This is a genomic window from Halobacillus salinus, assembly GCF_004684905.1.
Lineage (GTDB): Bacteria > Bacillota > Bacilli > Bacillales > Halobacillaceae > Halobacillus > Halobacillus salinus.
The window spans coordinates 159,583-186,087 of the sequence record NZ_SRJC01000002.1; the positions used below are offsets into that span (position 1 = coordinate 159,583).

At 42.6% G+C, this 26,505-nt stretch carries 26 protein-coding genes; 15 read left to right on the forward strand and 11 right to left on the reverse strand.

Annotated features, from left to right (window positions below; genetic code table 11):
• Positions 1–28: 28 nt before the first annotated feature.
• A complete protein-coding gene (locus E4663_RS11390; RefSeq protein ID WP_135327708.1) occupies positions 29–1,612 on the reverse strand; it encodes a M4 family metallopeptidase in 1,584 nt (527 codons plus the stop codon).
• Between the two features lie 225 nt (positions 1,613–1,837).
• Here E4663_RS11390 and E4663_RS11395 point away from each other — a divergent pair, with 225 nt between their 5' ends.
• The 3 genes from E4663_RS11395 (at position 1,838) to E4663_RS11400 (ending at position 3,987) form a co-directional block, all read left to right on the forward strand.
• A complete protein-coding gene (locus E4663_RS11395; RefSeq protein WP_135327709.1) occupies positions 1,838–3,127 on the forward strand; it encodes a helix-turn-helix domain-containing protein in 1,290 nt (429 codons plus the stop codon).
• The gene (locus E4663_RS20265; protein WP_277752113.1) at positions 3,124–3,249 is read left to right on the forward strand and encodes a hypothetical protein; all 126 of its coding nucleotides are present in this window, start codon (positions 3,124–3,126) and stop codon (positions 3,247–3,249) included. Before E4663_RS11395 ends, E4663_RS20265 begins: the two co-directional genes overlap by 4 nt.
• Before the next feature lie 96 nt (positions 3,250–3,345).
• Entirely contained in the window at positions 3,346–3,987 is a 642-nt protein-coding gene (locus tag E4663_RS11400) for a DUF429 domain-containing protein (protein WP_135327710.1), read from the forward strand.
• A 37-nt stretch (positions 3,988–4,024) separates the two neighbouring features.
• Here E4663_RS11400 and E4663_RS11405 read toward each other — a convergent pair whose 3' ends face one another.
• From E4663_RS11405 to E4663_RS11430, 6 genes are all read right to left on the reverse strand, one after another.
• Entirely contained in the window at positions 4,025–5,431 is a 1,407-nt protein-coding gene (locus tag E4663_RS11405; protein WP_135327711.1) for an MBL fold metallo-hydrolase, read from the reverse strand.
• Positions 5,432–5,547: 116 nt separating this feature from the next.
• Positions 5,548–6,063 (reverse strand): DUF6933 domain-containing protein, encoded by a 516-nt coding sequence (locus E4663_RS11410; protein WP_135327712.1) that lies wholly within the window; start codon positions 6,061–6,063, stop codon positions 5,548–5,550.
• Positions 6,064–6,289: 226 nt separating this feature from the next.
• Entirely contained in the window at positions 6,290–7,006 is a 717-nt protein-coding gene (treR, locus tag E4663_RS11415; protein ID WP_135327713.1) for a trehalose operon repressor, read from the reverse strand.
• 22 nt (positions 7,007–7,028) lie between these two features.
• Entirely contained in the window at positions 7,029–8,711 is a 1,683-nt protein-coding gene (gene treC / locus E4663_RS11420; RefSeq protein ID WP_135327714.1) for an alpha,alpha-phosphotrehalase, read from the reverse strand.
• A 96-nt stretch (positions 8,712–8,807) separates the two neighbouring features.
• Complete coding sequence (treP, locus tag E4663_RS11425) at positions 8,808–10,223, reverse strand: PTS system trehalose-specific EIIBC component (RefSeq protein WP_079477773.1); 1,416 nt, start codon at positions 10,221–10,223, stop codon at positions 8,808–8,810.
• An 18-nt stretch (positions 10,224–10,241) separates the two neighbouring features.
• The gene (locus E4663_RS11430) at positions 10,242–10,730 is read right to left on the reverse strand and encodes a PTS sugar transporter subunit IIA (protein WP_135327715.1); all 489 of its coding nucleotides are present in this window, start codon (positions 10,728–10,730) and stop codon (positions 10,242–10,244) included.
• A 329-nt stretch (positions 10,731–11,059) separates the two neighbouring features.
• On the opposite strand from E4663_RS11430, the gene E4663_RS11435 reads away from it, so the two are divergent.
• The 4 genes from E4663_RS11435 (at position 11,060) to trhO (ending at position 15,395) form a co-directional block, all read left to right on the forward strand.
• Positions 11,060–12,253: an MFS transporter gene (locus E4663_RS11435; RefSeq protein ID WP_079477771.1), complete on the forward strand. Its 1,194-nt coding sequence runs from the start codon at positions 11,060–11,062 to the stop codon at positions 12,251–12,253.
• Between the two features lie 50 nt (positions 12,254–12,303).
• Positions 12,304–12,852, forward strand: coding sequence for a cysteine hydrolase family protein (locus tag E4663_RS11440; protein ID WP_135327716.1), 549 nt, complete (start codon positions 12,304–12,306; stop codon positions 12,850–12,852).
• Positions 12,853–13,005: 153 nt separating this feature from the next.
• Entirely contained in the window at positions 13,006–14,355 is a 1,350-nt protein-coding gene (locus E4663_RS11445) for an MFS transporter (protein ID WP_135327717.1), read from the forward strand.
• Between the two features lie 98 nt (positions 14,356–14,453).
• Positions 14,454–15,395 carry an oxygen-dependent tRNA uridine(34) hydroxylase TrhO gene (gene trhO / locus E4663_RS11450; RefSeq protein ID WP_079477768.1) on the forward strand — a complete coding sequence of 314 codons (942 nt, stop codon included), beginning with the start codon at positions 14,454–14,456 and terminating at the stop codon, positions 15,393–15,395.
• 95 nt (positions 15,396–15,490) lie between these two features.
• On the opposite strand, the gene E4663_RS11455 is transcribed toward trhO, so the two are convergent.
• Both E4663_RS11455 and thiD read right to left on the reverse strand, forming a co-directional pair.
• Entirely contained in the window at positions 15,491–16,114 is a 624-nt protein-coding gene (locus E4663_RS11455) for a Type 1 glutamine amidotransferase-like domain-containing protein (RefSeq protein ID WP_135327718.1), read from the reverse strand.
• Between the two features lie 2 nt (positions 16,115–16,116).
• Positions 16,117–16,920, reverse strand: coding sequence for a bifunctional hydroxymethylpyrimidine kinase/phosphomethylpyrimidine kinase (thiD, locus tag E4663_RS11460; protein WP_079477766.1), 804 nt, complete (start codon positions 16,918–16,920; stop codon positions 16,117–16,119).
• Positions 16,921–17,010: 90 nt separating this feature from the next.
• On the opposite strand from thiD, the gene E4663_RS11465 reads away from it, so the two are divergent.
• The 4 genes from E4663_RS11465 to E4663_RS11480 all read left to right on the forward strand — a co-directional run bounded on the left by E4663_RS11465 (position 17,011) and on the right by E4663_RS11480 (position 20,396).
• Positions 17,011–17,313, forward strand: a complete 303-nt coding sequence (locus tag E4663_RS11465; RefSeq protein WP_079477765.1) for an MGMT family protein — start codon at positions 17,011–17,013, stop codon at positions 17,311–17,313.
• 20 nt (positions 17,314–17,333) lie between these two features.
• Positions 17,334–18,299 (forward strand): PD-(D/E)XK nuclease family protein, encoded by a 966-nt coding sequence (locus tag E4663_RS11470; protein WP_135327719.1) that lies wholly within the window; start codon positions 17,334–17,336, stop codon positions 18,297–18,299.
• A 66-nt stretch (positions 18,300–18,365) separates the two neighbouring features.
• Positions 18,366–19,001 (forward strand): SDR family oxidoreductase, encoded by a 636-nt coding sequence (locus E4663_RS11475; protein WP_079478451.1) that lies wholly within the window; start codon positions 18,366–18,368, stop codon positions 18,999–19,001.
• Positions 19,002–19,130: 129 nt separating this feature from the next.
• Positions 19,131–20,396 (forward strand): helix-turn-helix domain-containing protein, encoded by a 1,266-nt coding sequence (locus E4663_RS11480; protein WP_135327720.1) that lies wholly within the window; start codon positions 19,131–19,133, stop codon positions 20,394–20,396.
• Between the two features lie 34 nt (positions 20,397–20,430).
• Here E4663_RS11480 and E4663_RS11485 read toward each other — a convergent pair whose 3' ends face one another.
• Positions 20,431–21,306 (reverse strand): 5'-3' exonuclease, encoded by an 876-nt coding sequence (locus tag E4663_RS11485; protein ID WP_135327721.1) that lies wholly within the window; start codon positions 21,304–21,306, stop codon positions 20,431–20,433.
• Between the two features lie 177 nt (positions 21,307–21,483).
• Here E4663_RS11485 and exaC point away from each other — a divergent pair, with 177 nt between their 5' ends.
• Both exaC and E4663_RS11495 read left to right on the forward strand, forming a co-directional pair.
• On the forward strand, positions 21,484–23,004 hold the full coding sequence (gene exaC, locus E4663_RS11490; protein WP_135327722.1) for an acetaldehyde dehydrogenase ExaC: 1,521 nt from the start codon (positions 21,484–21,486) through the stop codon (positions 23,002–23,004).
• A 20-nt stretch (positions 23,005–23,024) separates the two neighbouring features.
• Positions 23,025–23,390, forward strand: a complete 366-nt coding sequence (locus tag E4663_RS11495; RefSeq protein ID WP_135327723.1) for a DUF779 domain-containing protein — start codon at positions 23,025–23,027, stop codon at positions 23,388–23,390.
• Between the two features lie 18 nt (positions 23,391–23,408).
• Here the strand turns inward: E4663_RS11495 and E4663_RS11500 are convergent, their stop codons facing one another.
• Entirely contained in the window at positions 23,409–24,128 is a 720-nt protein-coding gene (locus tag E4663_RS11500; protein WP_135327724.1) for a GNAT family N-acetyltransferase, read from the reverse strand.
• 123 nt (positions 24,129–24,251) lie between these two features.
• Between E4663_RS11500 and E4663_RS11505 the strand changes: the two genes are divergently transcribed.
• Positions 24,252–25,262, forward strand: coding sequence for an NADP-dependent oxidoreductase (locus E4663_RS11505; RefSeq protein ID WP_079477757.1), 1,011 nt, complete (start codon positions 24,252–24,254; stop codon positions 25,260–25,262).
• 55 nt (positions 25,263–25,317) lie between these two features.
• Positions 25,318–26,202, forward strand: a complete 885-nt coding sequence (locus tag E4663_RS11510) for an NAD(P)-dependent oxidoreductase (protein WP_135327725.1) — start codon at positions 25,318–25,320, stop codon at positions 26,200–26,202.
• Positions 26,203–26,505 lie beyond the last annotated feature (303 nt).

The window sequence follows — 26,505 nt, forward strand, 5'->3', positions numbered from 1 at the left end:
GAAGTCTCTTCCTTTAGTAATTCAGCTATTATAGTCCTACATTGCTCCATGCTTGCGTTACCGCACTCTTCGCAGAAGATCCGTAGAGATCTTGTGCCGATTGTTGAAGTGCTGCTTTGGCACTCTGGAAGTTACTTGATGGTGTCAAGTAAACCGTCAATGCACGATAGTAGATTTGTTGTGCTTTTGAAATTCCCAAGCTGTTGATTGTATAGTAAGCGGCTTTGTTCGGGATACCACTATTGATGTGGACACCGCCCCAGTCGCCCGCTTCTGTGTTCGGAAGGTTTTGGTATTCATTCATGTGATCTGGCTGATTGTAGGCATTAGGATTAGATAGAGAACGCAATGCATCTCCACTCACTCCAGGTGTGTACACATCTTCACCCATCAACCAATCTTCGGAGTCGACAAAGTATCCGAATACATCAGAGAAAGATTCGTTAAGTGCACCAGATTGGTTTTCGTAAATTAGTCCAGCAGTCGTATCTGTTACTGCGTGCGTCAATTCATGAGCAACGATATCATCGGCACCAGAAAGGTACGTAAAGGTCGAACCATCACCGTCACCATAAATCATCTGATTCCCTGTCCAAGCTGCGTTATTGTAGTTGGAACCATAGTGAACCGTAGAACGGATGTCTGAACCATTGTTGTCATAACTTACACGATTGAAAGTATCGTAGTAGTAATCAAATACTTCACCCGCATAGTAATGAGCATCAACTGCTGCTTTTTGGCGCTCACTGTAAAACGTATTGCCACTGTCCGTTACATAGTAGCCAGGAAGGCTGCTGTATTGACCACCATAGTTATCAAACGTTTCAATAACACCATTCATCGGTTTCGTCGTATCAAACAAATAATAAGTATTGTTATAAGCATATGTGTTCAATGACTTCGTATCGCCAAGGACACCAGTTCCCGTTCCAGTAGCCTCGTGGACGACGTTAGATGCTTTCAACACATCGCCAGTCTCTGCATTGATATAAACTTGCCAGTTCGCTGGATAAGGCTGGGCAAATTGAAGTTCTACATGATAAGCAAGGGTGTACTCTCCGTCCTCATTGTACACAACAAGGTCAGAGTTCTCTGTTAATGTATTGAAATCTTCCCCAAGTTCACTCTTTTGAACTTTGTCAGCATCTTCACGGTCTACGTCAATATGATCCCAAGCGTAGTCAACCGCCTGGTGTTTATTGAACGCTTTTTGTTGGCGAACCTTGTCAGGTGCGTCACTGTGAAACTCACCGTTCACTGCTGCAACGTTCCCTTTCTTATCGGTATGTACGACAACTTTCGAATTAGCAACCGGTACATTTTGAATGACACGGTTGTACACGTAGTGAGTCATACCAAGTTCATCTGTTTCTGTTTTTACTAGTTTCAGATCTTTGTTGACTTTTAGATTTAAAGTAGATTCATTCGCTTTAAGAAACTTATCAACGGCTTTATTTGACACAACATTCTTCACGTCAAAGTTCTTCTTGATAAATTGAGAAGCTTCTTTACCTTGATCAAGGTCTGCTGAAACGTCCGCACTTACGGTAGTCCCTCCCGCAACAATGCTAGTCCCTAAAACAAAAGTCGCCATTACTGATTTCCAATTCATTGAATCCCTCCTAGATTTTTTAACGCAAATCCAATGTATCACAATTTTCTGACTAAATGTCTGGGAAAGTCATCTCTCAAATCTTCTCTTAAAGCCTTCTAAAACAGGTGACTTGGGAAACCTATCGATGTAGTTGAAATTTACTAGTCGAACATGTATTCTAAAAATAGATTTACTCGCAGGTAATGCTTGTGAATCTTAGTTGATCGACTAGGTGTGTTTAAAATGGAATATGGCAAAGTGCTTCGGTTCCACCGGGTAAAGCAGGGTCTGACACAGAACCAGCTTGCCGAGGGAATTATCTCGCCCGCGTATCTCTCTAAGATTGAGAATGATCAGACGGTCCCAGCGTTCGAGGTGCTTGAACTCCTCTATGAACGTCTTGGCCTCGACTTTCATGACTCCTCCAACAGCCATCCATCCAAGGAGAAGCTGAAGGAATGGTATGAAGCGATCGTTTTCAAAGACAAAGAAAAAGCCCGCGCTTTAAAAGACGAGCTTCTTCAAGAGAAAGAGACGCATAATAATCATCACTTGTATATATACTTCGAGCTTTTCCGCATTCGCTACTTACTTTTAGAAGATGAAGTAGAGAAGGCTTATGAAGTCTGGAAAAGTTTAAAGCAACATAGAGATACATTTGATGAAGAGATGGAGTTTTACTATCACTTGGTTGTAGGATTATTACAGTATTCTAGCGGAAGGTTTGAAGAATCCTTCCAATCGTTAATGCAAGCTAAAAATCACAGCGCTTCCATAACATTGATGTTAATGGATTGGGAAGTAAGTGATTTATACTATGTATTAGGTTTGAGCACTAGCCAAGCAAGCCAAATATCTGCTTCTGTGTTCTATATTGATCAAGCCTTAGAAATTTACCAATCCAGATATGATTTGGAAAAAAGCGCCGAGTGTCACATTTTACAAGGGATTAATTATAGTAAGTTAAAAAACTATGCCAAGTCCCTTGAGAATTACAATGTTGCTCGAAAGATTGCATTGCAAACGAATAGCCGAAAGCAACTGAATTTAGTTTACACTAACATCGGAACACTGGAATCACGTCTAGGAAACCGTCAATCTGCCATAAGTAATTACATTAAAAGTATTAATTATTTTGATTATGATGATACTCGGTATAAAAAGTCCTCACTATTACCCACAATTCATGGCTTAATATTAGAACATTATCGGATAGGTGATTATGATGGTGCTTCTAAATGGATACAGAAGGGCAATGAGGAACTTAAGTATTTAAAATCCGAATCTTATTATCTACATTTCAACTTCTACAAATTGTTGATTAATAATGATGATAGTTTAGAAAGTCATTTAGAGGACATATTGATACCTTACTTTCAGCAAAGAAGGGAATACAATTATATTATCCGCTATTCGATGGTTCTTGCTGACCTTTTAGAAAAAAAGCGGATGTATAAGAAGTCTTCTGAATACCTAAGGTTAGCAATTCAATTGTTAAATAAACATTCTCACTTAGGAGGTATTCTATTATGAAAAAATTCCTAGTAGTTTTAGGTATCGTAGGTTTCTTAGCAGCTTCGGCATTTGTGCCAGGCACTCAAGATATTGCTGAAGATGCTTACCCACCATTGTTCGGCTACGCACAACAGTCTTAATTAATTTATTTTAACTCCCCTAATCCTATACTTATACAAACTATTACACCTCTACCCGGCCTGTGGTAGAGGTCTTTTTTTTATGAGGTGATCTATATGTATATCATCGGCATCGATTTATCCGGCCCTTCTAACCATCAAGATACTGTCCTTACTTCTTTCATCGTAGACAATCATCATTTAACTTTTGACAACAGGATCTTAGGGGCTTCGGATGAAGCTATGATTTCGTTCGTTTCATCCCTGCCTTCAGACAAGCCGATTTTCATTGGGATTGATTCTCCTCTCTCCTATCAGGATGGCGGAGGAGATCGCCCGTATGATCGGGAGTTAAGACGTTTTGCCAAAGGACTTGGTATGAAATCAGGGTCCATTATGACGCCTACCCTGACGAGGATGATCTATTTAACAGCTAGGGGGATCCACCTGGCGCACACCCTTTCCTCCATGGAGAACGTGAATGTAACTGAAGTACACCCTGGGGTAGCACTGGCATCTCGAGTCCCAGCTGATGAGATGCACCATGTCTTACACTATAAGAAAAGGGATGAGAGTCTAGATTGGGTGCAAGACTTCTTGTCGACCTACATAAGTCGGCTTTTACCTCCTGCCCATACTTCCCATGAGATAGACTCTATTTTAGCTGCTATTGCCTGCTGGCACTGGGCGACAGAGTCTAATATTCCTTGGTGCATGGGAGCCAAGCCCCCTCATCACCCTTTTCCGATTACTGTTTAAAAAAACTCGACACTAGCAAAGTGTCGAGTTTTTTCGTTTAAGGGGTTACTGGTTGGTATTCTTTTTGATACGCACTGAAACCACCTGTCAGATTTAGTACATCTTTGAAGCCGTTCGCTTGCAGTACACTTGCTGCGATTGCCGAACGTTTACCCGACTGGCAGTGCACAATTGGTGTCTTCCCAGTAGGAATTTGGTCCAGGTTCTCTTGCAGCTCTCCAAGTAAAATGCGCTCGGCTCCTTGAATATGGCCTTCATTCCATTCGTTCTGGTTTCTTACATCCACAATTACGTAATCCTCATGTTCACGGTATTGTGCTTCTAATTCTCTCGGTGAAATGTTTTGATACGTTTCGAGAGAAGATTGTTTCTCTATTTCACCCGCGTCAACATATGCTATTACGTCATCGAGACCAATGGACTCTAACATTTTCTTGACGTCAGATACTTGGTCCATTCGACTAATCAATACAATCGACTGGTCATAACCAATGATCCACCCCGCCCAGTTCGGTAAGGATTTATCATAAGAAATGTTAATGGTGCCAGGTAAGTGTCCTTCTTTGAATTCTTCCTTTGAACGAGTGTCTAAGATGACATAATCATCGGTCTTGTATGCTTCTAACGCTTCTGGCGTAAGTTGCTTCATGTCGCGATCTTTCTCTAAGGATGGTCCTTGCTTATTCAGCTTTTTCATCATAGCAAAGTATTTGGGTGGTTCTGGTTGCCCATCAAGCAACTGCTCTGTAAAGGCCTCTTCTTCGTCAAACTGTAGTGCCCAGTTATTCAATTTCTCATAGCCTACCGTAGAAGAAGGTACCGCTCCTAACGATTTACCACAAGCACTTCCTGCACCGTGTCCAGGCCATACTTGAACATAATCACCTAATTGCTTGAATCGTTTCAGGGAAGCAAACATTTGCTTCGCACCTTCAGCAGACGTGCCTTCTTCACCGGCTGCCTTTTCCAATAAGTCTGGTCGCCCTACATCCCCGACAAATACGAAGTCTCCTGTAAAGATGCCCATCGGCACTTCCGACCCTCCACCTTCATCCGTCAGAAGGAACGAGATACTCTCAGGAGTATGTCCTGGTGTATGCATGACATCCATACGGATATTACCAACGTAGAACTGATCGTTATCCTTTAAAAGCTGATGCTTTGTCTCATCTAAATATTGATAAGACCAATCTTCTCCTCCTTCGCCAGATACAAGTAATTCTACTTGATTACTGTTTGCAAGCTCTCGAGCTCCAGAGAGGAAGTCTGCATGGATGTGCGTTTCTGCAGCTTTCGTTATCGTAAAGCCCTCTTTCTCAGCAGTTTCCAAGTATGGGGTAGCATCACGCGCCGGATCAATGACCAGTGCCTCACCAGTACGCTGACAGCCTACCATATAAGACATTTGAGCTAGGTTTTCATCAAAGAACGATTTGAAATACATGTAAGGACCCTCCACTAAAAGATTTGACTCCATTATAATACCCTTAAGGGTATATGTAAAACATCATGATCGCTACGTTTCACCTTTAGTATATACAAAAAAAGTAGTGCGTAAAGTTACGCACTACTTTCTTCAAAATATTTTACAAATGTTTCAAGAGGATACGTATGTTTCAAGGGCGTAAACAACATATTCTTATTCATAAACTTGTTGATTTCCACTGCATCGATCTCATCATAGCTTTGATCTTCCGTTTTAGCTTCCACCATGGATTTCATTTCGTTCATCATCCCTAGTATTTGCCTGCTTGCAGTCTTCGTATATACGATTTGACTAGACTGCTTCTCCATCTGATCAATAATTGCTTGATCCACCTCTAATGCTTGTAACAACTGGCGTAGAGAGCCCTTGATTACACTATCCAAATGTTCGAATTGTTGCTCTCTGAGGTCAAACAGAGTCAAATTCAGGCCTGTTTGATTATTCATCAATAGTAGACACTTACGATTATAGATACTGATGATATTGGCATGCCACTGAAAGATGGCCGGTACATCCTGATAATCTTTGTCGTCTTCGATCGTATAACTTATTTCATTTTGAACTTTCTTTGTTGCTCCAATCACAAACACAGTATTCACCTCGACATTTTATAAACTAGTTCTAGTGTAACATGTCTTCCGTTCTACTGAAGGGAGTAAGGCATATACTACCTTCTACTCTTCCTAAATACATTCTTCATTAGCATAAGACATGAATTTTCAGAATATTTAATTCGATTATAATATGACGTGACAGTAGAGACAAGTTTCATAAGCCTAGCCCACGGCATAAAAAAAAGACTTGAGGTAATAAACCTCAAGCCTTAGTTCGCCTTGCAAAGTCTACAAACTGAAATTTATCGGGGCGGTGTCTAGATTCTGTATATTGGAACAACGTAGCATCAGCCAAATACACATAACTCCGAATGACCACAACTTGCTCATGATCAAGAAGATCCAAATACTCTTGATCTTCTTGCGTTACCCTTTCCACAACAATTTCTTTTTTTGCAAAACTAATATCTAGTCCGAGCTCCCCTTCGATGTAGCTATAAAGGGATTCTTCTGCTATAGAAGTCGATAGCTCCGGCACTATATCTTCCCTGATAAAATCTTTATCTAAGATGATCCGTTCGCCTCCGATTTCCCGGGAACGCACGACTTTCCACAATTTTTGATTCGGCTTGCATTGCAAATGCTTCTCGACTCCCCCTTTGGGAAGTCCAAGAGATAGTTCATGCACAATTGTTTTGAAGTCCTGTCCCAGCTGATTGGACAATTCCTTGAAACTAGTCAGGCCAGAGACAGGGAACTCAAATTTGCTGTGATCGAGAACAACGGATCCTTTCCCACGAACCTTTTGGATATAACCGTTTTGGGCAAGAAGATTCAAAGCTTTGCGAACCGTTTCTCTGGAAGTATCGTACTGACGACAGAGATCATGTTCGGATGGGAGTGTCTCACCAGGGTGGATTTTCCCCTGCTGAATCAAACGAACGAGCTCATTATAGATAAACAAAAATTTATTTTTCATTTCCATCACCTAGTACAGTATATCAATTCGAAGGGATGTAATAAACGACAGACTCATAAGGGCGCAGATGTAACGTGTTTTCTAACTCTTGAGGCTCATAGTTACTGATTAGAACATCTGCATTTTCATCTGTTCTTACTTTGTCAGGCACAGTGAACTCCGTCTCTTCTCCATAGAAGTTGTTCACTACTAACAATTGTTCTCCGTCCGCTTCCCGTACATAGGCGAATACCCGCTTATCTTCTGGTGTCACGTGCTGATAGTCCCCATTTGTGATGATATCGTACTCTTTCCGAAGTTGAATGAGATTCTGGTAGAACGAGAAAACGGAATTTTCTTCTCTCATCACTTTTTCTGCGTTCACTTCTTCATAGTTATCTGCGACATCAATCCATGGTGTTCCATTTGTAAATCCAGCATTCTCACTGTCGTTCCATTGAACAGGTGTACGAGAATTATCACGAGATTTCTGTTTAAGAATCTCGATGATTTCTGATTCACTATACCCCTTTGCCTTGAATTCTTTATACATATTCAAGGACTCCACATCACGGTAACGATCGATTGTTTCAAAACCAGGATTTGTCATACCGAATTCTTCCCCTTGATAGATGTAAGGAGTCCCTTGAAGCATGTGAATCGTAGTTGCCAGCATTTTTGCAGATTCGACCGGGTAGTTGACGTCATCGCCGAACCTAGAGAGAACTCGTGGTTGGTCATGGTTGCACCAGAACAATGCATTCCATCCCCCACCTTCGTTCATCTCTTTCTGCCAAGTTGATAGGATATTCTTCAATTCAATGAAATCAAAGTCCGCTTTCGTCCATTTCTGTCCATTCGGATAATCGACCTTTAAGTGATGGAAGTTGAACGTCATACTCAACTCGTTGCGTTCTGGTGCCGTATATTTAATACAGTGGTCGATTGTTGTAGAGGACATTTCCCCCACCGTCATCAAGTCGTGTGGCCCGAATACTTCGTCATGCATTTCTTTCATAAATTCATGTACCCGTGGTCCATCCGTATAGAACTTACGCCCGTCTCCAGGTGCGACACTTCCATCATCATTCGGAAAGTCCTGATCTTTCGAAATTAGGTTGATAACATCTAGCCGAAATCCATCAACGCCTTTTTCTGCCCAGAAACGCATCATTTCATATATATCACCGCGCATCTGATCATTTTCCCAGTTCAGGTCGGCCTGTGTGACATCAAAAAGATGAAGGTAGTACTGGCCTGTCTCTTCATCATACTTCCACGCATTCCCGCCAAATTTAGACTGCCAGTTCGTTGGTTCTTCTCCGTCGACAGGGGCTTTCCAAATATAATAATCACGGAATGGATTATCTTTGGACTGTTGAGCTTGTTTGAACCATTCGTGTTCGGTTGAAGTGTGGTTTACAACGATGTCCATGATCAGCTTCATGTCTCGCTTATGCGTCTCTTCCAGAAGACGATCAAAGTCCTCCATCGTTCCGTACTCATCATGGATGTCGTAATAATCACTGATGTCATAGCCGTTGTCATTCTGAGGGGATTTGTACATTGGCGTTAACCAAAGAACATCCACTCCTAGTTCACGCAAGTAATCCAGCTTTTCAATAATTCCTTGGATATCGCCTACACCGTTACCCGTCGTATCATTGAAACTTTTTGGATAGATTTGATAGACGACTGCTTTTTTCCACCATGGTTGATTTGTCATTGTGATTGCACCACCATTTTAAAAATTTGTTATTTCTGAATCTATTTAAATAACGAAGAAACCGTGGGAGAACCCACGGAATCCATACTTGTCCTATTAAACGTCTCGTTTACGTCTGGCATATAGATATGTGCCTAATAGAGGTAGAACGATTACAATCGCCATACCGATCATAAAGTCTACCCAGTATTCAGCGACGATAGAGAATATACCTGGTACACCACCTACACCAATGGAGCTTGCTACAACCCCTTGGGACGAAATGTAGAGGCCTGCGATGGCTGATGAAGCGATCGCAAAGATAAACGGATATTTGAAACGTAAGTTTACACCGAATAGAGCAGGTTCTGTAATTCCAAGCCAAGCGGAGATTCCTGTAGACAATCCAAGACCCTTCAGCTTATCGTCTTTAGATGCAAGCCAGATGGCAAAGGCCGCAGAACCTTGAGCAATGTTGGATAGTGCAAGCATTGGCCACAAGAACGTGGTGCCTGTACTACCGACTAGTTGGATATCTACTGCTAAGAATGTATGGTGCATTCCGGTGATTACAAGAACTCCATACAAGCCACCATAGATCAGTCCACCTAACCAAGCAAAGGTATCGAACGTTGCTACCAAGCCTTCTGTAATCCAGTTACCAATTTGGAAAGTAACCGGGCCAATGATAATGAACGTTAAGAAACCTGTAACAAGTAAAGAAATCGGACCGACAAACAAGAGCTGAATGTTATCAGGGATGTGTTTGCGCAAGAATAGTTCAATCTTAGTCAATAGGTAAGAAGCTGCTAATACGGGCAGTACTTGTCCTTGATAACCAATCTTTTCAATAGTCAAACCGAATAAATTCCATGTTGGTACACTGTCATTTTGGACAGCCTCTCCGTAACCCCAAGCGTTTAACAAGTCTGGGTGTACGAGAACCAAACCAATTACAATACCCAAGATCGGACTACCACCGAATTTCTTAACCGCGGACCAACCAATTAACCCTGGTAAGAACACAAAGGCTGTATTGGCTATAATGATGATCATATTGGCAAAGTCAGACCACTGCGGATACACATCAATGATGGACTGATCGTCCCAGAAGATTCCGGTCGCTGTCAGGATATTGTTAATACCAAGCAATAAACCTGCTGTTACAATCGCTGGAAGAATGGGAATGAAAATATCAGCTAACGTCTTGATGGCTCTTTGAAGAGGGTTCATTTTCTCTGCCGATGCTTCTTTTACATCTTCTTTTGTTGTTTCTTCACTAATACCAGCAAGTGGAGCAAACTCTTTATATACTTTATCTACTGTTCCTTGTCCAATGACAACTTGGAATTGTCCATTGGTAGAGAAGGAACCTTTTACAACATCAATATTATTCAATTTCTCTTGGTCTATGATACCTTCGTCGACTAGAGCTAGTCGCAAACGAGTGACACAGTGTGTTGCAGCCTGGATATTCTCTTTACCACCGAGCGCTTCCAATATCTCAGCTGCTGATTTTTTTAAGTCCATGATTACTCCTCCTTGATGGGGTTACTTTTTATTGACGGTCATCAAGTTCGTACTTCCTGCTGAGAGTTGATCACCAGCCGTTACTTCTACGGCATAATCATCGCTGTTGGTTACAATAATCGGGGTAACGGTACTCTTGGCTTTCTCTTTCACAAGATCCAAATCAAATGTGATGAGTTTATCGCCGACTTTTACCTTGTCTCCTTGGGAGACGAACGCTTCAAAACCTTCCCCCTCCATGCTCACCGTTTCCAAGCCAATATGGATTAGGATTTCTGCATCACTAGCCGTTTTCAAACCTACAGCATGCTTCGTCGGAAATACTTGGACAACTTCTCCTTCAACAGGGCTTACAACCACTCCATCTGTCGGGTCAATCGCAATTCCTTCCCCCATCATTTTTTGTGAGAAGACAGGGTCTGGCACACCTTCCAGAGCAACCTTGTTTCCTGTTACAGGTGAATACACTTCCGATGATGTTTCTTTCTTGCCGAATAACTTCTTAAACATTACTACTCCTCCTCAAACGCTTTCATTTATTTCAAGCTATCGCTAACATGTATATACATGAATTTAACTTGATTATAATTTGTATATACATGTTTTGCAACCGTTAACACAAAAAAATTAAACGATGGAGAATAGTAGAGGTCTCGTAAGTCCCATTCCCTCCTCTGCAGTTACTTATACATAAAATGGTAAAACAGAAGCCAATCTCTTTTCATGAATTGGAAATTGTGTTATAAGTTTAGGGTGTCGAAATAAATGAAACGAAAATAAAGGAAGAAGGGATTTCTATCCTTACACAAGAACAAAGGGCTCGAAGAAATTTATGGATCATGTGGTTTGCAAACTTTTTCATTGCGGGAAGCATCACGATGGTGCTACCTTTTCTATCCTTATATATAGAAGAATTAGGAGATTTCTCCGCATCATTCGTTCAGACCTGGTCTGGATGGGTGTTCGGAATTACGTTCGTTACAGCTTTCCTCTTCTCTCCCATCTGGGGTAGAATCGGGGATCAATATGGACGGAAACGTATTTTAATCTTTTCCGCGACGGGGCTTGCTGTTTCCGTCTTATTAATGGGATTTGTCACTTCTGTGTGGCAATTGTTCCTGCTTCGGTTGTTCATGGGAGTCTTCACCGGTTTCATTCCGATGTCCCAAGCTTTGATATCCACTCAAACCCCGAAGCATATAGCTGGACAAGTACTAGGGACTTTACAAACCGGCAGCATCACAGGGAGTCTACTTGGCCCCATGCTCGGTGGGTTCATCGCTGATCAAATCGGTTACTCGACGACATTCCAATTCGTATCGATTACCGTTGCCGTCTCTGCCGTAATTGTATTCTTCGGGATTCATGAACAAAAAGTGGAAAAAGAAGATGAGGACGAGAAGACGAGCTACGAAACAAAAGAAGTGCTTGGACATATCCTGAAGCACCCCGTCCTTTTAATGGTGATGTTGATTTCATTAATCGTCCAGATTGCGCATTTCAGCATTCAGCCGATCCTGTCTTTATTTGTAGGAGAACTTCACGGACCTGAAAACCTGGCTCTCTTCTCCGGTATCGCCTTCTCAGCAGCTGGGCTTGGAAACTTGATGATGGCAAAACGCTGGGGTCAAATAGCGGATAAACAAGGGTACGCTAAAATCCTTGTGTTCCTACTCTTCATGGCTGGCGCCGTGTATATTCCTGCAGCTTTCGTAACAAATATTTGGCAACTGGTCGCCCTTCGCTTTCTGTTAGGCGTTTCAATTGGTGGGATCATTCCTGTCAGAACCGCTTATATCAGACAAGCCGCTCCTGTTGCTATGCAAGGGGAAGTGCTCGGCTATAATACCAGCGTTCGTTTTCTTGGTAACATCATCGGTCCGGCGATGGGTGGCATGCTGTCAGGAGCGTTTGGATTTTCGGCAGTCTTCTTCATAACCAGTGCATTGTTGTTGATATCAGGTCTAATGATGTTCCTAACTATCCAAAGAAATCCAGGCGCAGCACAATCAAGACATTCTTACTCCCATTAACCTCCAGAAACTGTTAAGATAGGTGTAAATACACCTTGGAGGGGATCTAAATGAAGCGTGCGTTACTGAACATTGACTATACAAATGATTTCGTAGCAGAAGACGGAGCTTTGACTTGCGGCAAACCTGGTCAAGTTATCGAACCGTATGTAGCAGAGCTGACCAACCAGTTTATTAAAGATGGGGACTTCGTCGTTTTTGCTGTAGATGTACACGAACAAGACGATCCCTTCCATCCGGAATCTAAGCTGTTCCCCCCTCATAATATTCGAGGAACGGACGGAAGGACGCTATATGGGAATGTGAGACTCTCTTATGAAGCGAACAAAGGACACCCGAATGTTATGTTCCTGGATAAAACCCGGTATAGTGCATTTGCAGGAACAGAGTTAGAACTGAAGCTTCGTGAGCGGGGAATCACTGAGCTTCACCTTGTCGGAGTGTGTACAGACATATGCGTACTGCACACCGCTGTAGAAGCCTATAATGCGGGGTATGACATCGTCATCCACAAAGATGGCGTCGCCAGCTTCAATGAAGCTGGTCATGAATGGGCGCTAGGGCATTTTGAGTCCGTACTAGGTGCTACCGTTCGATAAAATAAAAGCTCTGTTCCTTAAAGGGAAGGAACAGAGCTTTTATTATTTTAAGTCTGTGATGCCCCTTCTCAACGAATAGACTGACATTTTTCAATCCTTTGGGGGTATGATATAGTATCTCGGATGTCTCAAATTCAAGGGAGTGATCGATTTATGGAACAAGTACGTCCTTCTATGGAGTACTTCAAAACTGTTTTTCTACTTAGTGCTTCGATATTAATAGTTGTTATGAATACAACGATGTTCAACATCGCTTTACCCAATATACTACGCGACTTTTCCCTGCAGCCATCAGAAGGAGCATGGATCGTTTCCGGCTATTCCATTGTCTTGGCTATATTCACCATCACCTTCACCCGTTTGTCCGATTATATTCCTATCCGCAACCTATTAACGATTGGTATCCTAATTTTCAGTACAGCTTCCATTATCGGGTTCTTCTCTGATAGTTATCTTGTACTTCTTATCGCCCGTCTTTGCCAAGCATCCGGTGCTGCCGCTATACCAGGGTTATCAATGGTCTTTGCAGGCAGGTATATACCAATGAAGCGTCGCGGTAGCGCGTTCGCTTTGATTGCTTCTGCTACATCGCTTGGATTTGGTCTTGGTCCGGTCGTTGGTGGGTTAATTACGGACTACCTTAGCTGGAATTACTTATTCCTTGTTACGGTACTCGTTTTTATTGTGATCCCAGTCCTCTTCAAGATGATGCCCAAAGAGACTACTACTAAGGGAAGCTTTGACATTATCGGTGCCCTATTATCCGGGACGAGCGTGACACTGCTTCTATTGTATGCCTCCACTTTCACGACGTGGTATTTGTTAGGCGGACTTGTGACCGCTGCGTTTCTTTGGCTTCGAATCCACCGGACGCCTGCTCCGTTCATCCAACCTGAGATCATCAAAAACCGGCACTACCGCCGAATTGTTTTCATGAGCTATGTAGGCTTCACTCTGCACTTTGCGGTGCTATTCTTGATGCCGATTATGCTTGAACAAGTCTATGATCACGGAGCTGCTGCAATCGGCTTTATCATCTTCCCGGGTGCGATGTTGTCTGCTGTCGCTGCGATTTATGTAGGACGTTTAATCGATGCTTATGGCAACATCCGAATACTGCTCTTATCCCAAATTTTACTCATGACTTCAGCGCTTGTCTTTTTCTTCTTTGCTGGTATGAGTCCATACGGCATTATGGTTGCTTACATGTTTACAAGCTTCGGGTTCTCAAGTTTGTCTTCAAGTTCTACCAATGAAGTCTCCCGCATCTTACCTAGCGAACAAATCGGAGCCGGTATCGGATTGAAGCAACAGACGCAGTTTATCGGAAGCGCATCTGGATCTGTTTTGGCAGGGATACTACTGGAGATTTACTCCCAACCTTATACTGCCAGCAACTTCATGCTTCCCTTCGGAGTGCTAATTGGCTTAATGGCTGTATCTAGCATGGTCCTTTATTTGTACACGCTCGGACTTAGAAAGAGGAAAAGAGCGGCTCAGTAAAAGCCAGTTGAATTTTAATTGGAAATCGATTATGATGGAGTATGGTTTAATTAATGATGTAACTAATGATATAGATAATATAATAGGAGGAATCACCAATGAGCTCACAAGATTATCGAGTTCTGTTGTACTACAAGTATGTTGACCTTCCTGACTATGAAGAATACTGTGCAAACCACCTGAAATTCTGTAAAGACCTTGGTCTCAAAGGACGCATCATCGTGTCCCATGAAGGAATTAACGGAACCGTTTCAGGTACAGTGGAACAAGTGGAACAGTACATGGATTACGTACGTTCCGATGAGCGTTTCGCAGATATCCACTTCAAGATTGACGAACACGAAGGTCACGCATTCAAGAAAATGCACTGCCGCGTGAAGCCTGAGCTTGTCAACTGGAGTATCGAGAACGATGATATCGACCCCAAAACATTTGGCGGCCAGCACTTGAAGCCAAAAGAATTCAACGAAATGTTGAAAGATGAAGATACCATCGTTATCGACGGACGTAACGAATACGAATACCGTATTGGCCACTTCCGTAATGCGATCCGTCCAGACGTGGATAATTCCCGTGAATTCCCTGAGTGGATTGCTGAGAATGCAGACCAATGGAAAGATAAGAAAGTACTGACCTACTGCACAGGCGGAATCCGTTGCGAAAAACTGACAGGTATTCTGAAGAAGAATGGTGTGGAAGATGTTTATCAATTAGAAGGCGGTATTACAACGTACGGTAAAGACCCAGAAGTGAAGGGTGAACTGTTCGATGGTAAGATGTACGTCTTTGATGAGCGCATCTCTGTACCAGTTAACCAGGTCGAAGAGAAAGTCATTGCAAAATGCGAACACTGCGGAAAAGCAGAAGACCGCATGATCAACTGCTCTAACCCTGTATGTAACCGTCAGTATGTATGCTGTGAAGAATGTGAAGAAGAGCAACATGCTGCATGTACAACAGAATGTAAAGAACACCCAGAAAACCGCTGGGATGTTGAACGTAAAAAACAAATCGATAAATACGATCGAATCCATCAATAAGTTTTGTGTAAAGACAAGCTCCTGTACTAGGTGCTTGTCTTTTTATTTACTTAATCCAATTGTATTAAGAAAGTACGGTCTGTTGTGGTTGACTCCTATATATATTCTATATGTACGTATCCCTCTATTGACGTCAGTCGACTATTGAAAAAGTAAGCTCCAGAACGGTCTGCAATTCCATATCCCACTGAAACCTCCGTCTTTTCCACGGCCTGTTTCAAGCAGGACTGCTCTTCCCACTCCAAATAGTGAGCGGAAAGCACTGCATCAGGCAGAAGTCCTAGACCTTTCTCAAAAAGCTGTTCTTCTGTGACATTATCTTTGGGAGACACAACAGAAGTGTCAGGAGAAATTAGGGCACCTGCTGAAAAACCCGCAACCGGAACTCCTCGTTCAAAAAGGGAGCGAATGACTTGATTAAGCTCCGTCTCCACGATAAATCGACGGTAAGCTAATGTATCTCCCCCACCTATAATGATCCCCCCACACTGATGTAGCTCTTTGATTTCTTCATTTGTATAATGCTGCTTCAATGCAAGCGGAAATAAAGAAACCTCTTCAGGGAACGTTTCCAGGTATTTGGGGATGTACGCATCAGACCCTTCTCGTTCTATGTAAAGAACAGCCACCTTAGAAGTGCTAAGATGACGATAAAATGTATCAGACAATTGTTCATTGAACGGAGGCGATGAACCAAACAAAAACAGGTGTGTACCCATCCTTATCGCTCCTCTGTACGGTGAGCAGCGTGATAGGTAGAACCGATCCCTCGTTCAAATGAAAGGGCATGACGAATAGCAGTTGTTACAAACGACTTCGCTCTCCTAACTGCTTCTTCCACTGTTTTCCCTTTAGCAAGTTCTGCTGTAATAGCAGCAGAATACGTACAGCCCGCTCCACTCGTATGAATTGTATCGACACGCTCTGTTTCCAGTTCCATAACCGACCTACCATCGTATAACATATCTACGGCAGGATACCCCTTCAGCGCTCCACCTTTAACCAATACATATTCAGCGCCTAGCTGATGCAAGTCACGGGCCAGCGTTTTCATATCCTCTGGTGTTTCCGGAACCGGTGCCTTCAACATTCTTGCTGCCTCATGCAAGTTCGGAGTGATAATTGTCGCAAGAGGAACTATCCGCTCAATCAGAGCATCGATTGCCTCATCTTTCAACAATTGAGAACCCATTTTCCCGACCATGACAGGATCGATGACAACGGATGGAACGTTCGATTCTTCAATCAGTTCCGCTACACGTTGAATAATTTCTTCCGTGAATAACATTCCGGTTTTCAAGGCGTCTACCCCTACATGTTCGAGTGCGGCATATACTTGTGCCTCAATCGACTCTGTCGGTTGAGTGAAGATGCCCTGTTCGGTTTTCTCGTTATTGGCGACGATTGCTGTAATAGCCGTCATACCATATACATCAAACTCTTGAAATGTCTTCAAGTCAGCCTGTATTCCTGCACTTCCTTGCGCGGCAGAGCCTGCAATAGACAATACACGTGAAATAGTCATTCTATCCTCTCCTTCTTTCCACTAATTGTATCACTTCTGTTCATTATGAATCTATTTACGATAAAATAAAGAGACTAGGAGGTTATAAGATTGCAACCTTTCACAAAACAAATCATCGATATCATTCAACATATTCCAGAAGGACAAGTGATGACGTATGGCCAAATTGCAAGACTCGCAGGAAACCCACGGGCCGCTAGACAAGTTGCCAGGGCTCTTCATTCCATGAGTGCAAAACACGACCTCCCTTGGCATCGCGTTATTAATGCTCAAGGTAAGGTGGCAATACGTGATGAAGAAGGATATGAAATCCAAAGAATGTCGCTCGAAAGTGAAGGCATTCCTGTTATAAATGGTCGAGTTAGCCTATCAGACTATCAAGTTAAATCATAATAGAAAGGATGGAATTCACCGTGTTTGAAGTAAAACCATACCCTGAATTATCATGGTCTCTATCAAGACACAAGACCATGCTGACTTGCTTGCGGAAGTATGCCTATGACTATTACACGTCACACAATGGTTGGCTGAGCAGCGCAGACACTCTCGCTCAACAAGCCTATCGCCTAAAGAAAATCACAAACTTGGAAATGCACTTCGGAAGCGTTGTGCACGATTTAATCTATCAAGTAATCCAGCGTGTTTTACGAGGCAGAGAGATCCCCACTGAAGAATCCTTAGTTGACGAAATCCGCCATCACTTGAATCGTGGTTTTGTAGAATCCACTCGTAAAGAACACCTATGGAGGAACCGCCCTAAGCATTACACAATGCTCCATGAGATCTACTACAGCCAAACGAATTCTTTGCCGGAAGATAAGGTCCAAAAGATAACAAATCGTCTGAACACAACGGTGAAGAACTTCTTCGCCAGTACTTCCTTCGCCGACGTTCTGAACCAGCAAGACATGCAATTCATTGATTCAGAGAAGTTCCGTTTTATGAAAACCGGTGGCGTAAAAGTGTTTATAGTCATGGACTTGGTGTACAAAGACCTTAATCAGAACAAATGGGTCATTGTCGACTGGAAAACCGGAAAGAAATCAGAAGAAGACCGCAACCAGCTTGCTTTGTACGCTCTTTACCTTCAGCAAAAATACAAGATTGAGTCTATTGAAGATATCGTCATCCGGAACGAATATCTACTTGAAGGTGAAAGCCTCGAACATAAGTTGACGGAACAAGATTTGATTAATGTACAGCATCTTTATCAGATCAGTATCGAACGAATGAAAGAATATTTGAATGACACGTCCAAAAACGAGCCGCTACCTTTAGAGCAGTTCCCCCTTCAAGACGACCCACGCGTCTGTTCACGGTGTAATTATCAGGAGCTTTGCTTTCCTGAGGTGTATGCATCCCAGTCTTCTAATGTTTAAGCCTTTCCTAAAACGGATATTTAATTATTGTGTTAAACATAAAATGGAAGGAGTTGCATGGCATCTATGAAAGTACTAGTAGCAGGAGCAAATGGACATACAGGTAGACTACTCATTCAATTCCTACAAGAAGCGGGCCATGAGCCGTTTGGGTTAATAAGAAAAGAAGAGCAAAAGGCTAAAATCGAGGAACTTGGAGGTACTCCAGTATTAGCGGACATTACGCACAGCGATGTTGGTTATGCCGTTAAAGGTATGGATGCCGTCATCTTCGCAGCTGGTTCTGGATCAAGTACAGGAGCGGAACAGACAGAAGCCGTCGACCGCGATGGAGCTATCAACCTCGCAAAAGCGACTGAGGAACTCGGCATTAAGAAGTTCGTCATGTTAAGTAGTATCGCAGCCGGTAACCCGGAAAGAGGTCCAGAATCTCTACAGCACTACTTGAAAATGAAAGGCGAAGCGGATGAGTTCTTGAAATCCACAGAGCTCGATTACACGATTGTTCGACCTGGTGGTTTAACCCATGATGACAGCACTGGGAAAATCCAAGTAGGCGAAACGGTAGAAGCAGGGCAAATCTCCCGTGCAGACGTTGCGAAAACGATGATCTCTGCATTGGAAGAACCAAATGCCTACCATAAGACATTTGAAATGATCGAGGGAGACACCCCTATCGAAGAAGCACTGAAATCACTTTAAAGCAAAATGAAGCCACTCTGAAAAAGAGTGGCTTTTTTATTTTCTCAATATATCTTCCTTTTCTGAATACCTCCTCTCCTATCTAGACTTTGATATAATAGTCGTGAGACGCTTTAAAGGGGTGATATTTTGAAGGGAACAATGATTAAACAACATCGCAAACTCAACAATATGACACTCGAGGAATTAGCTGATGGAATTTGTTCCGTATCTTATCTAAGTAAGATTGAACACGACTCTATCAATGCTAGTGATGAGATCTATCGTTTATTGGAAGAAAGATTGAACATTAAACTTGTCGATATCAATGAGGAATTCGATGAAACGATCTATCAAGATCTATTAAAATGGCATGAAGCTGCACAGTCACGGAATGTAGACTTAATGACAAGCTACGACCAAAAGTATGAACTGGGTCTACCTGATAATCAAAACTCAGAATTGAATAATCTTTACAAGATAGTTAAAGCTCGTAATGATATGAAACTTAAATATCAACCTTTGCATGAGGATACTCTACTAACACTAACTAATATCTATAACCACTCTACTAAAGAATACCAATTTTTGTTCCACAAAACTCTTGGTATCCACTTTTTACTAACTGACGACCTACAAGAAGCCTTACATCATTTCAAGAAAACTCATTCTTTATTAAAGTATGTACACTTCAGCGATACTGAAACGTATTTCCACTTATGCATGACTTACTCTAAGTTGGTTACTTATGCAGTCGAGTCTAACTATTACGGACAAATAGCTCTTGAAGGATATATGAAAGAATTAAACTACCAACGGATTATCGACACATATCTAATAATTGCAATCAATTATGACTACCTCAAAAGTTATGATATAGCTGAGGAATACTATGTTAAAATCCTTAATTTCGCAGAAAAAGATTTGGATTCTGATACTCAAAGAAGAATTTATGAGAATATCGGTTTTGGACATTTGAAGAAAGAAGAGTACGAGGAAAGTATTATTCACCTAGAAAAAGCTTACAATATAGAGACTCCAGATAAATATTTCGAAGTAAACACTAACTATTTATTAGCGACTTGTCACTATAGATTAAATCAGATGGATGAATGCTGGACGTATATCGAAATAGGGGAAAAATTAGCTGAAGAATACGATATTATTTTCCACACGTATAAATTTTATGTGCTAAAGAATGTTATCGAAGACCAAACTTCTACTGAGGAGTTTATTAAGAAGTTCGAGAAAGAAATCATCCCTTATGTTAAGAGTATGGATAACTTTAGAAGGTATAAAGAATATTTAGAAATGCTCGGAGACATATATTACAAGAAGCGAATGTACAAAAAAGCTTCCGGTTGTTATAAAGAAGCAAATAAATTCAGTTTATCTAGACACGAGGATTTATTATAAAAGAGCAGGGACCCCCAAGGGCCCTGCTCTTCTTTTACATCCTCACAAGATTCTTCTCCCAATTACGAAACTCCAACTCATTGAACTTCGCAGCCATTTTATCATCATTTATATAAAACAATGCATCTTCAAGTGAACAATCCACATCTGCTTCACAATGAATACGGGCAAGTTTCCTTGAAAGATGGAGCATTTCAAGATCGGTTTCAATCTTAGTACGCTGTCCCTTAGTAAGCTGGTCGATATTCTCAAGAATCCCTTCAATCGAGCCATATTGAAGCAACAACTTCAGTGCGGTCTTCTCCCCGATTCCTTTGACGCCAGGGTAGTTATCACTAGAATCCCCCATCAATGCTTTCAAATCGACCATCTGCTCTGGTGTGATTCCTTTTTCCTCAACGAATGAGCCCTCATGATATTCGGCATAGTTTCCGTACCCCTTTTTCAATAGAACAACATTAACGTTAGGCTTCAGCAATTGAAGAAGATCTTGGTCTCCTGTCAAAAGGAAGACCTCGGAATCTTCACTGTACACACGACTTAAGGTGCCCATACAGTCGTCCGCTTCAAAGCCTACTTGTCCGACGTTAGGAATATCCAGGGATGCGACGACCTCTTTAGCGAGATCAAATTGTGGAATCAATTCCTCAGGTGGCCCGCCTCGGTTCGCTTTGTATTCAGGGAAAAGATCATTACGGAAAGTCTTGCTTCCCATATCCCAACAGCAAATGACATGGGTCGGCTGATAGGTCTCAATTGCTGTGAATAAATGTTTCACCATGCCATATACCCCGTTGGTAGGGATCCCTTTACTATTGATCATATAATAATTGCTCATGGCTGTAGCGTAAAAAGCGCGAAACAAAAGGGCCATTCCGTCTACTAGCATGACTCGGTTTGTTGTGGTCATTATTCGTTCTCCTTCGTTTAAAGATACTATTAGTATATCAAACTATTCCTCTGACAAAAACGCAGCACCATTTTCTGATTATTGAAAAATTAACTCGGAAATGGTAGATTTAACTAGAACCCCTTACATTTACATAGAATTTTGTAAGCGGTTACAGATATCCTAGGAGGAATATAGATGGTATATGCATTTCCAAACACAGAAGGATCCATTGTTCAGTATAAGGAAAAGTATGAGAATTTCATTGGAGGTAAGTGGACGCCACCTGTAAATGGCGAGTATTTCGATAACGTAACGCCCGTCACAGGACAAGCATTCTGTAAGGTGCCACGATCGACAGAAGATGATATCGAACTTGCCATCGACGCCGCTTACGAAGCAAAGGATGCTTGGGGGAAAACGTCTGTAACAGAAAGGTCCCTTGTACTTAATCGCATAGCCGATCGTATGGAAGAGAACTTAGAGAAGTTAGCCGTAGCAGAGACCTGGGAGAACGGAAAAGCAGTACGTGAGACATTAAATGCGGACATCCCTTTAGCGATTGACCACTTCCGCTACTTCGCTTCCGTCATCCGGTCCCAAGAAGGTACGATCGGGGAAATCGATAACGACACGGTTGCCTATCACTTCCATGAACCACTTGGGGTTGTTGGCCAGATTATCCCGTGGAACTTCCCGATATTAATGGCTACATGGAAAATCGCCCCTGCATTAGCGGCAGGAAATGCAATCGTATTGAAGCCAGCAGAGCAGACGCCTGCATCCATTCTTCTTTTATTAGAAATGATAGAGGATATCCTACCTGCCGGTGTTCTGAACGTAGTTAATGGCTTCGGATTAGAAGCCGGTAAGCCGCTTGCCCAGAACCCTCGCATTCAAAAAGTAGCATTCACGGGTGAAACGACAACGGGTCGAATGATTATGCAATACGCTTCCCAGAACATCATTCCTGTCACATTAGAGCTTGGTGGTAAATCCCCTAACATTTTCTTTGAAGATGTCATGCGGGAAGATGATGATTTCTTAGATAAAACAATCGAAGGTATGGTCATGTTCGCATTGAACCAAGGTGAAGTATGTACTTGTCCTTCGCGTGCCCTGGTCCAAGAGTCTATTTATGATGAGTTCATGGAGCGCGCCATTGAACGAGTCAAAGCAATCAAGGTTGGAAACCCTCTTGATCCAGAAGTGATGATGGGAGCCCAGGCATCTTCTGAGCAGTTAGAAAAGATTCTTTCTTATCTGGAAGTCGGAAAAGAAGAAGGTGCAGAATGCTTAACTGGAGGAGCGCAGAATAAGTTGGAAGGTGACCTGAAAGACGGCTATTATGTACAACCAACTGTCTTTAAAGGAAGCAACGACATGAGGATTTTCCAAGAAGAGATCTTCGGTCCTGTTTTATCCGTCACTACTTTCAAAGACCAGGAAGAAGCGATGCAAATTGCTAATGACACGTTATATGGTCTAGGTGCTGGTGTATGGACGCGTGACATGAACACGGCTTATCGCTTCGGCCGTGGTATTGAGGCTGGCCGTGTTTGGACGAACTGCTACCATGCTTACCCAGCACATGCAGCGTTCGGTGGATACAAGATGTCTGGAATCGGACGGGAAAACCATAAGATGATGTTGAACCATTATCAGCAAACGAAGAACATGCTCGTCAGCTACAGCCCTCAAAAACTTGGATTCTTTTAATCTATGAGGAGGTTATAGAGATGGTGGAACGGGTAACCGCCACTGATGAGACAATTGACTTGCTTGAAAAGCTTCAGAAAAAGCACGGCTCACTGATTTTTCATCAATCAGGCGGCTGCTGTGACGGAAGTTCACCAATGTGTTACCCAGAAGGCGATCTTATGCTTGGCTCCCAAGACGTTTATCTTGGAACGATTGGAAACACACCTTTCTATATCAACAAAAAACAATACGACTATTGGAAACATACACAGCTCATCATTGACGTCGTCGCGGGGCGAGGTGGAATGTTTTCTGTAGAAGGTGTGGAAGGCAAGCGTTTTCTGACACGTTCGCGAGCCTTCACCGAAGAGGAACGGGAATGGCTGCAAACGAACACATCATAATGAATGCCGGAGCTATCATTAGCTCCGGCTTCTTTTATACACTTTTACTCGGCTCGTGACGACGCAGCCACAAGCAGCAAACACCTTCTGCATAGGCTGATTATTCACGCTCGTCCCCCCTACACTATAAGAGGCACAGAATTGATCTTTCAGCATCATTAACCCTTGTTTATAAAGGGGCTCCGCTTTTCGTTTCCCACGTTGCTCTGGGACCAGCCCGAAATAAAAAATACGTCCTTCATCTTCTGTCCCCGGCTCGATATGGGGTAATACAACGCCGATTGGCACCCCATCCTCATACGCAACGTTACAAGTATCTATATAAGAAGGACCAAGCTCTTTTTCTACGCTTTGCATTTGTTCGTCCATATTCAGATAAGAGGAAGCATTCAAGGAGCCTTTCATCGATTTTTCCCAGACATCTTTAAATGTTTCTTTAGGAATCTCTCGAAGCGACTTCATCTCATACACTTCTGTCCATTCAGGTAACTGACGGAGATCGCGACTAACGAATATAACCTCATCGTGCCTCCGAAAACCGTGTGCCTGAAGTTGTACTTCCCTCTCTGTTGAGAATGTATCGTCTAATAGAATGGTGAGGTGATCCACTTTTCGAAACGAATCATCTTGTGCCGCTTGATCGATCAACTCTTTCATTTCCTGTTCAGAAAGCTGGTCTCCTTCTTCTATCGTAATAAAGTTCTCCCCTTCTACAAACTTCACTTTCTCATAAATCATGCTCTACTCCCCCTTTTCTATTAATCTACATTTTTTGTAAGACAAAAATCAATTCATTTCCTTTTTACCCGGCATGCGCGTTAAACTGAATATGAATTCAAAATGAAGAGGAGTGATGAGACGATGAACAAAGAAATTCATCTTGTAAAACGACCAGAAGCTGCACCAACGAACGAACACATACAAATCGTAGAAGGTGAAAAGCCTGAACCTAAGGAAGGCGAAGTACTTGTTCAACTGTTGTATGTATCCGTTGACCCTTACATGCGCGGGAGAATGAACGATACCAAGTCATATATTCCTCCATTCGCCTTGAACGAGCCTATGCAGGGTGGCGTGATTGGTGAAGTTGTTGAATCTCACTTTAGTGGACTGGACCAAGGAGACATCGTTACAGGTATGCTTCCTTGGCAGGAATTCAGCACAGTTAAAGGAGACCAGTTAAGAAAAATCGACCCTTCTCTTGGACCAATTACGTATTCTCTAGGTTTACTAGGAATGCCAGGACTTACGGCATACTTCGGTCTAATGGATATCGGACAACCTAAACAGGGCGAAACCATCGTTGTGTCCGGAGCAGCTGGAGCTGTAGGTACAGTCGTTGCACAAATAGGTAAAATCGTGGGATGCCACGTTGTCGGAATCGCTGGATCTGATGAGAAGACGTCTTACCTGAAAGAAACGTTAGGTGTCGACGAAACGATCAACTATAAGACAGAAAACGTAGCGGAAGCTTTAGACAAGGCATGCCCTAACGGTATTGATGTTTATTTCGATAACGTAGGTGGCGATATTTCTGATGCAGTTTACCCTCGCCTTAATAAATTCGCACGTATCGCACAGTGTGGAGCTATTGCATCTTACAATGTTCCAAATGATCAAGGACCAAGAATGCAGATGCACCTGATCAAGTCCAGTGCTCTTGTTAAAGGCTTTACCGTCGGAGATTACCAAGATCGTTTCCAAGAAGGATTCCAACACCTATCTAAATGGCTCCAAGAAGGTAAGCTAACGTATGAAGAAACAGTAAAAGAAGGGTTCGACAATATCCCTGACGCCTTCTTCGGTCTCTTCACAGGCGAAAACCTAGGAAAACAACTAGTCAAAGTGAATGAACCAAGCCAAGAAAAATAAGTGAAAGCAGCGGGCGCCGAGCCGGCGTTCGCTTACATAAAAGGAGAGAGGCATTATGTCTAAACCAGTAGTCGGTCTTGTCGGAACAGGTGTGATGGGTAAAAGTATGGGGCGGAACCTAATGAAAGAAGGCTACCCGCTTCATATTTACACACGTACTAAAAGTAAAGCATCGGATTTGGTAGATGAAGGAACTGTATGGGAAGACTCTGTGGCAATGTTGGCTCAACAATCAGACATAATCCTTACAATTGTCGGTTATCCTCACGATGTTGAGGGGATTTATTTCGGAACAGAAGGTATCCTTGCCAATGCAAGACCAGACTCGTATGTGATCGATATGACGACTTCTTCGCCGTCTCTCGCTGAAAGAATCAATCAAGAAGCACGAGCCAAACAGATTCATGCCCTTGATGCTCCTGTCTCTGGCGGAGATATCGGTGCAAGGAACGCAACGCTGAGTATTATGGTAGGAGCAGATGAAGAATCAACGTTCTCTCATGTACTACCAGTTTTCGAAGCGATGGGAAGCAACATCGTACATCAAGGTCCAGCAGGAGCCGGCCAACATACGAAATTGTGCAACCAGATTGCCATCGCAGCAGGCATGATGGGTGTAGTTGAAGCTATTCTGTATGCGGAGAATGCTGGGTTAGATCCTAAACGAGTTTTGCAAAGTATCGAATCAGGAGCAGCAGGCAGCTGGTCGCTCTCCAACCTTGCGCCTCGCATGATCGATCAAGACTTTTCGCCTGGATTCTATGTAAAGCATTTTATCAAAGATATGACGTTAGCAATTGAATCAGCAGAACAAATGAAAGTACCTGTTCCGGGACTAGTGCTCGCCAAACAGCTTTATGAAGAATTGAGTAAAAACGGCGGCGATAATGATGGTACTCAAGCACTTTACAAGTACTACCAGCTGATGAAAGAATTCTAAGAATAATATTTTACCGATAATCACCAAAGAGATTGGACAATATTGAACCCCCAATGCAATAACGATCAATAAAGTAGAACCTACCCCATCAAGCGTAGGCAACATACGTAGACTCCTGCGGGAACAGCACGAGGTGAAGGCCCCGGAAGAAAGCGTGTTTTGCTTTCTGAGGAGACTGAGGCCGTGCCCGCGGAAAGCGAAGTATGTTGCCGGAGCGACGCAGGGACGTCTTATTGCATGACAAAACCCGAACGAACAGTTCGGGTTTTGTAGTAGTTGTATTCTTTATAACTCAGACTTTAT

Excerpts from the sequence above, each read along its gene's own strand:
- E4663_RS11390 (WP_135327708.1), bottom strand. The coding sequence starts at position 1,612 with ATGAATTGGAAATCAGTAATGGCGACTTTTGTTTTAGGGACTAGCATT.
- E4663_RS11395 (WP_135327709.1), top strand. The coding sequence starts at position 1,838 with ATGGAATATGGCAAAGTGCTTCGGTTCCACCGGGTAAAGCAGGGTCTG.
- E4663_RS20265 (WP_277752113.1), top strand. The coding sequence starts at position 3,124 with ATGAAAAAATTCCTAGTAGTTTTAGGTATCGTAGGTTTCTTAGCAGCT.
- E4663_RS11400 (WP_135327710.1), top strand. The coding sequence starts at position 3,346 with ATGTATATCATCGGCATCGATTTATCCGGCCCTTCTAACCATCAAGAT.
- E4663_RS11405 (WP_135327711.1), bottom strand. The coding sequence starts at position 5,431 with ATGTATTTCAAATCGTTCTTTGATGAAAACCTAGCTCAAATGTCTTAT.
- treR (WP_135327713.1), bottom strand. The coding sequence starts at position 7,006 with ATGAAAAATAAATTTTTGTTTATCTATAATGAGCTCGTTCGTTTGATT.
- treC (WP_135327714.1), bottom strand. The coding sequence starts at position 8,711 with ATGACAAATCAACCATGGTGGAAAAAAGCAGTCGTCTATCAAATCTAT.
- E4663_RS11430 (WP_135327715.1), bottom strand. The coding sequence starts at position 10,730 with ATGTTTAAGAAGTTATTCGGCAAGAAAGAAACATCATCGGAAGTGTAT.
- E4663_RS11435 (WP_079477771.1), top strand. The coding sequence starts at position 11,060 with ATGTGGTTTGCAAACTTTTTCATTGCGGGAAGCATCACGATGGTGCTA.
- E4663_RS11440 (WP_135327716.1), top strand. The coding sequence starts at position 12,304 with ATGAAGCGTGCGTTACTGAACATTGACTATACAAATGATTTCGTAGCA.
- E4663_RS11445 (WP_135327717.1), top strand. The coding sequence starts at position 13,006 with ATGGAACAAGTACGTCCTTCTATGGAGTACTTCAAAACTGTTTTTCTA.
- trhO (WP_079477768.1), top strand. The coding sequence starts at position 14,454 with ATGAGCTCACAAGATTATCGAGTTCTGTTGTACTACAAGTATGTTGAC.
- E4663_RS11455 (WP_135327718.1), bottom strand. The coding sequence starts at position 16,114 with ATGGGTACACACCTGTTTTTGTTTGGTTCATCGCCTCCGTTCAATGAA.
- thiD (WP_079477766.1), bottom strand. The coding sequence starts at position 16,920 with ATGACTATTTCACGTGTATTGTCTATTGCAGGCTCTGCCGCGCAAGGA.
- E4663_RS11475 (WP_079478451.1), top strand. The coding sequence starts at position 18,366 with ATGAAAGTACTAGTAGCAGGAGCAAATGGACATACAGGTAGACTACTC.
- E4663_RS11485 (WP_135327721.1), bottom strand. The coding sequence starts at position 21,306 with ATGACCACAACAAACCGAGTCATGCTAGTAGACGGAATGGCCCTTTTG.
- exaC (WP_135327722.1), top strand. The coding sequence starts at position 21,484 with ATGGTATATGCATTTCCAAACACAGAAGGATCCATTGTTCAGTATAAG.
- E4663_RS11495 (WP_135327723.1), top strand. The coding sequence starts at position 23,025 with ATGGTGGAACGGGTAACCGCCACTGATGAGACAATTGACTTGCTTGAA.
- E4663_RS11500 (WP_135327724.1), bottom strand. The coding sequence starts at position 24,128 with ATGATTTATGAGAAAGTGAAGTTTGTAGAAGGGGAGAACTTTATTACG.
- E4663_RS11505 (WP_079477757.1), top strand. The coding sequence starts at position 24,252 with ATGAACAAAGAAATTCATCTTGTAAAACGACCAGAAGCTGCACCAACG.
- E4663_RS11510 (WP_135327725.1), top strand. The coding sequence starts at position 25,318 with ATGTCTAAACCAGTAGTCGGTCTTGTCGGAACAGGTGTGATGGGTAAA.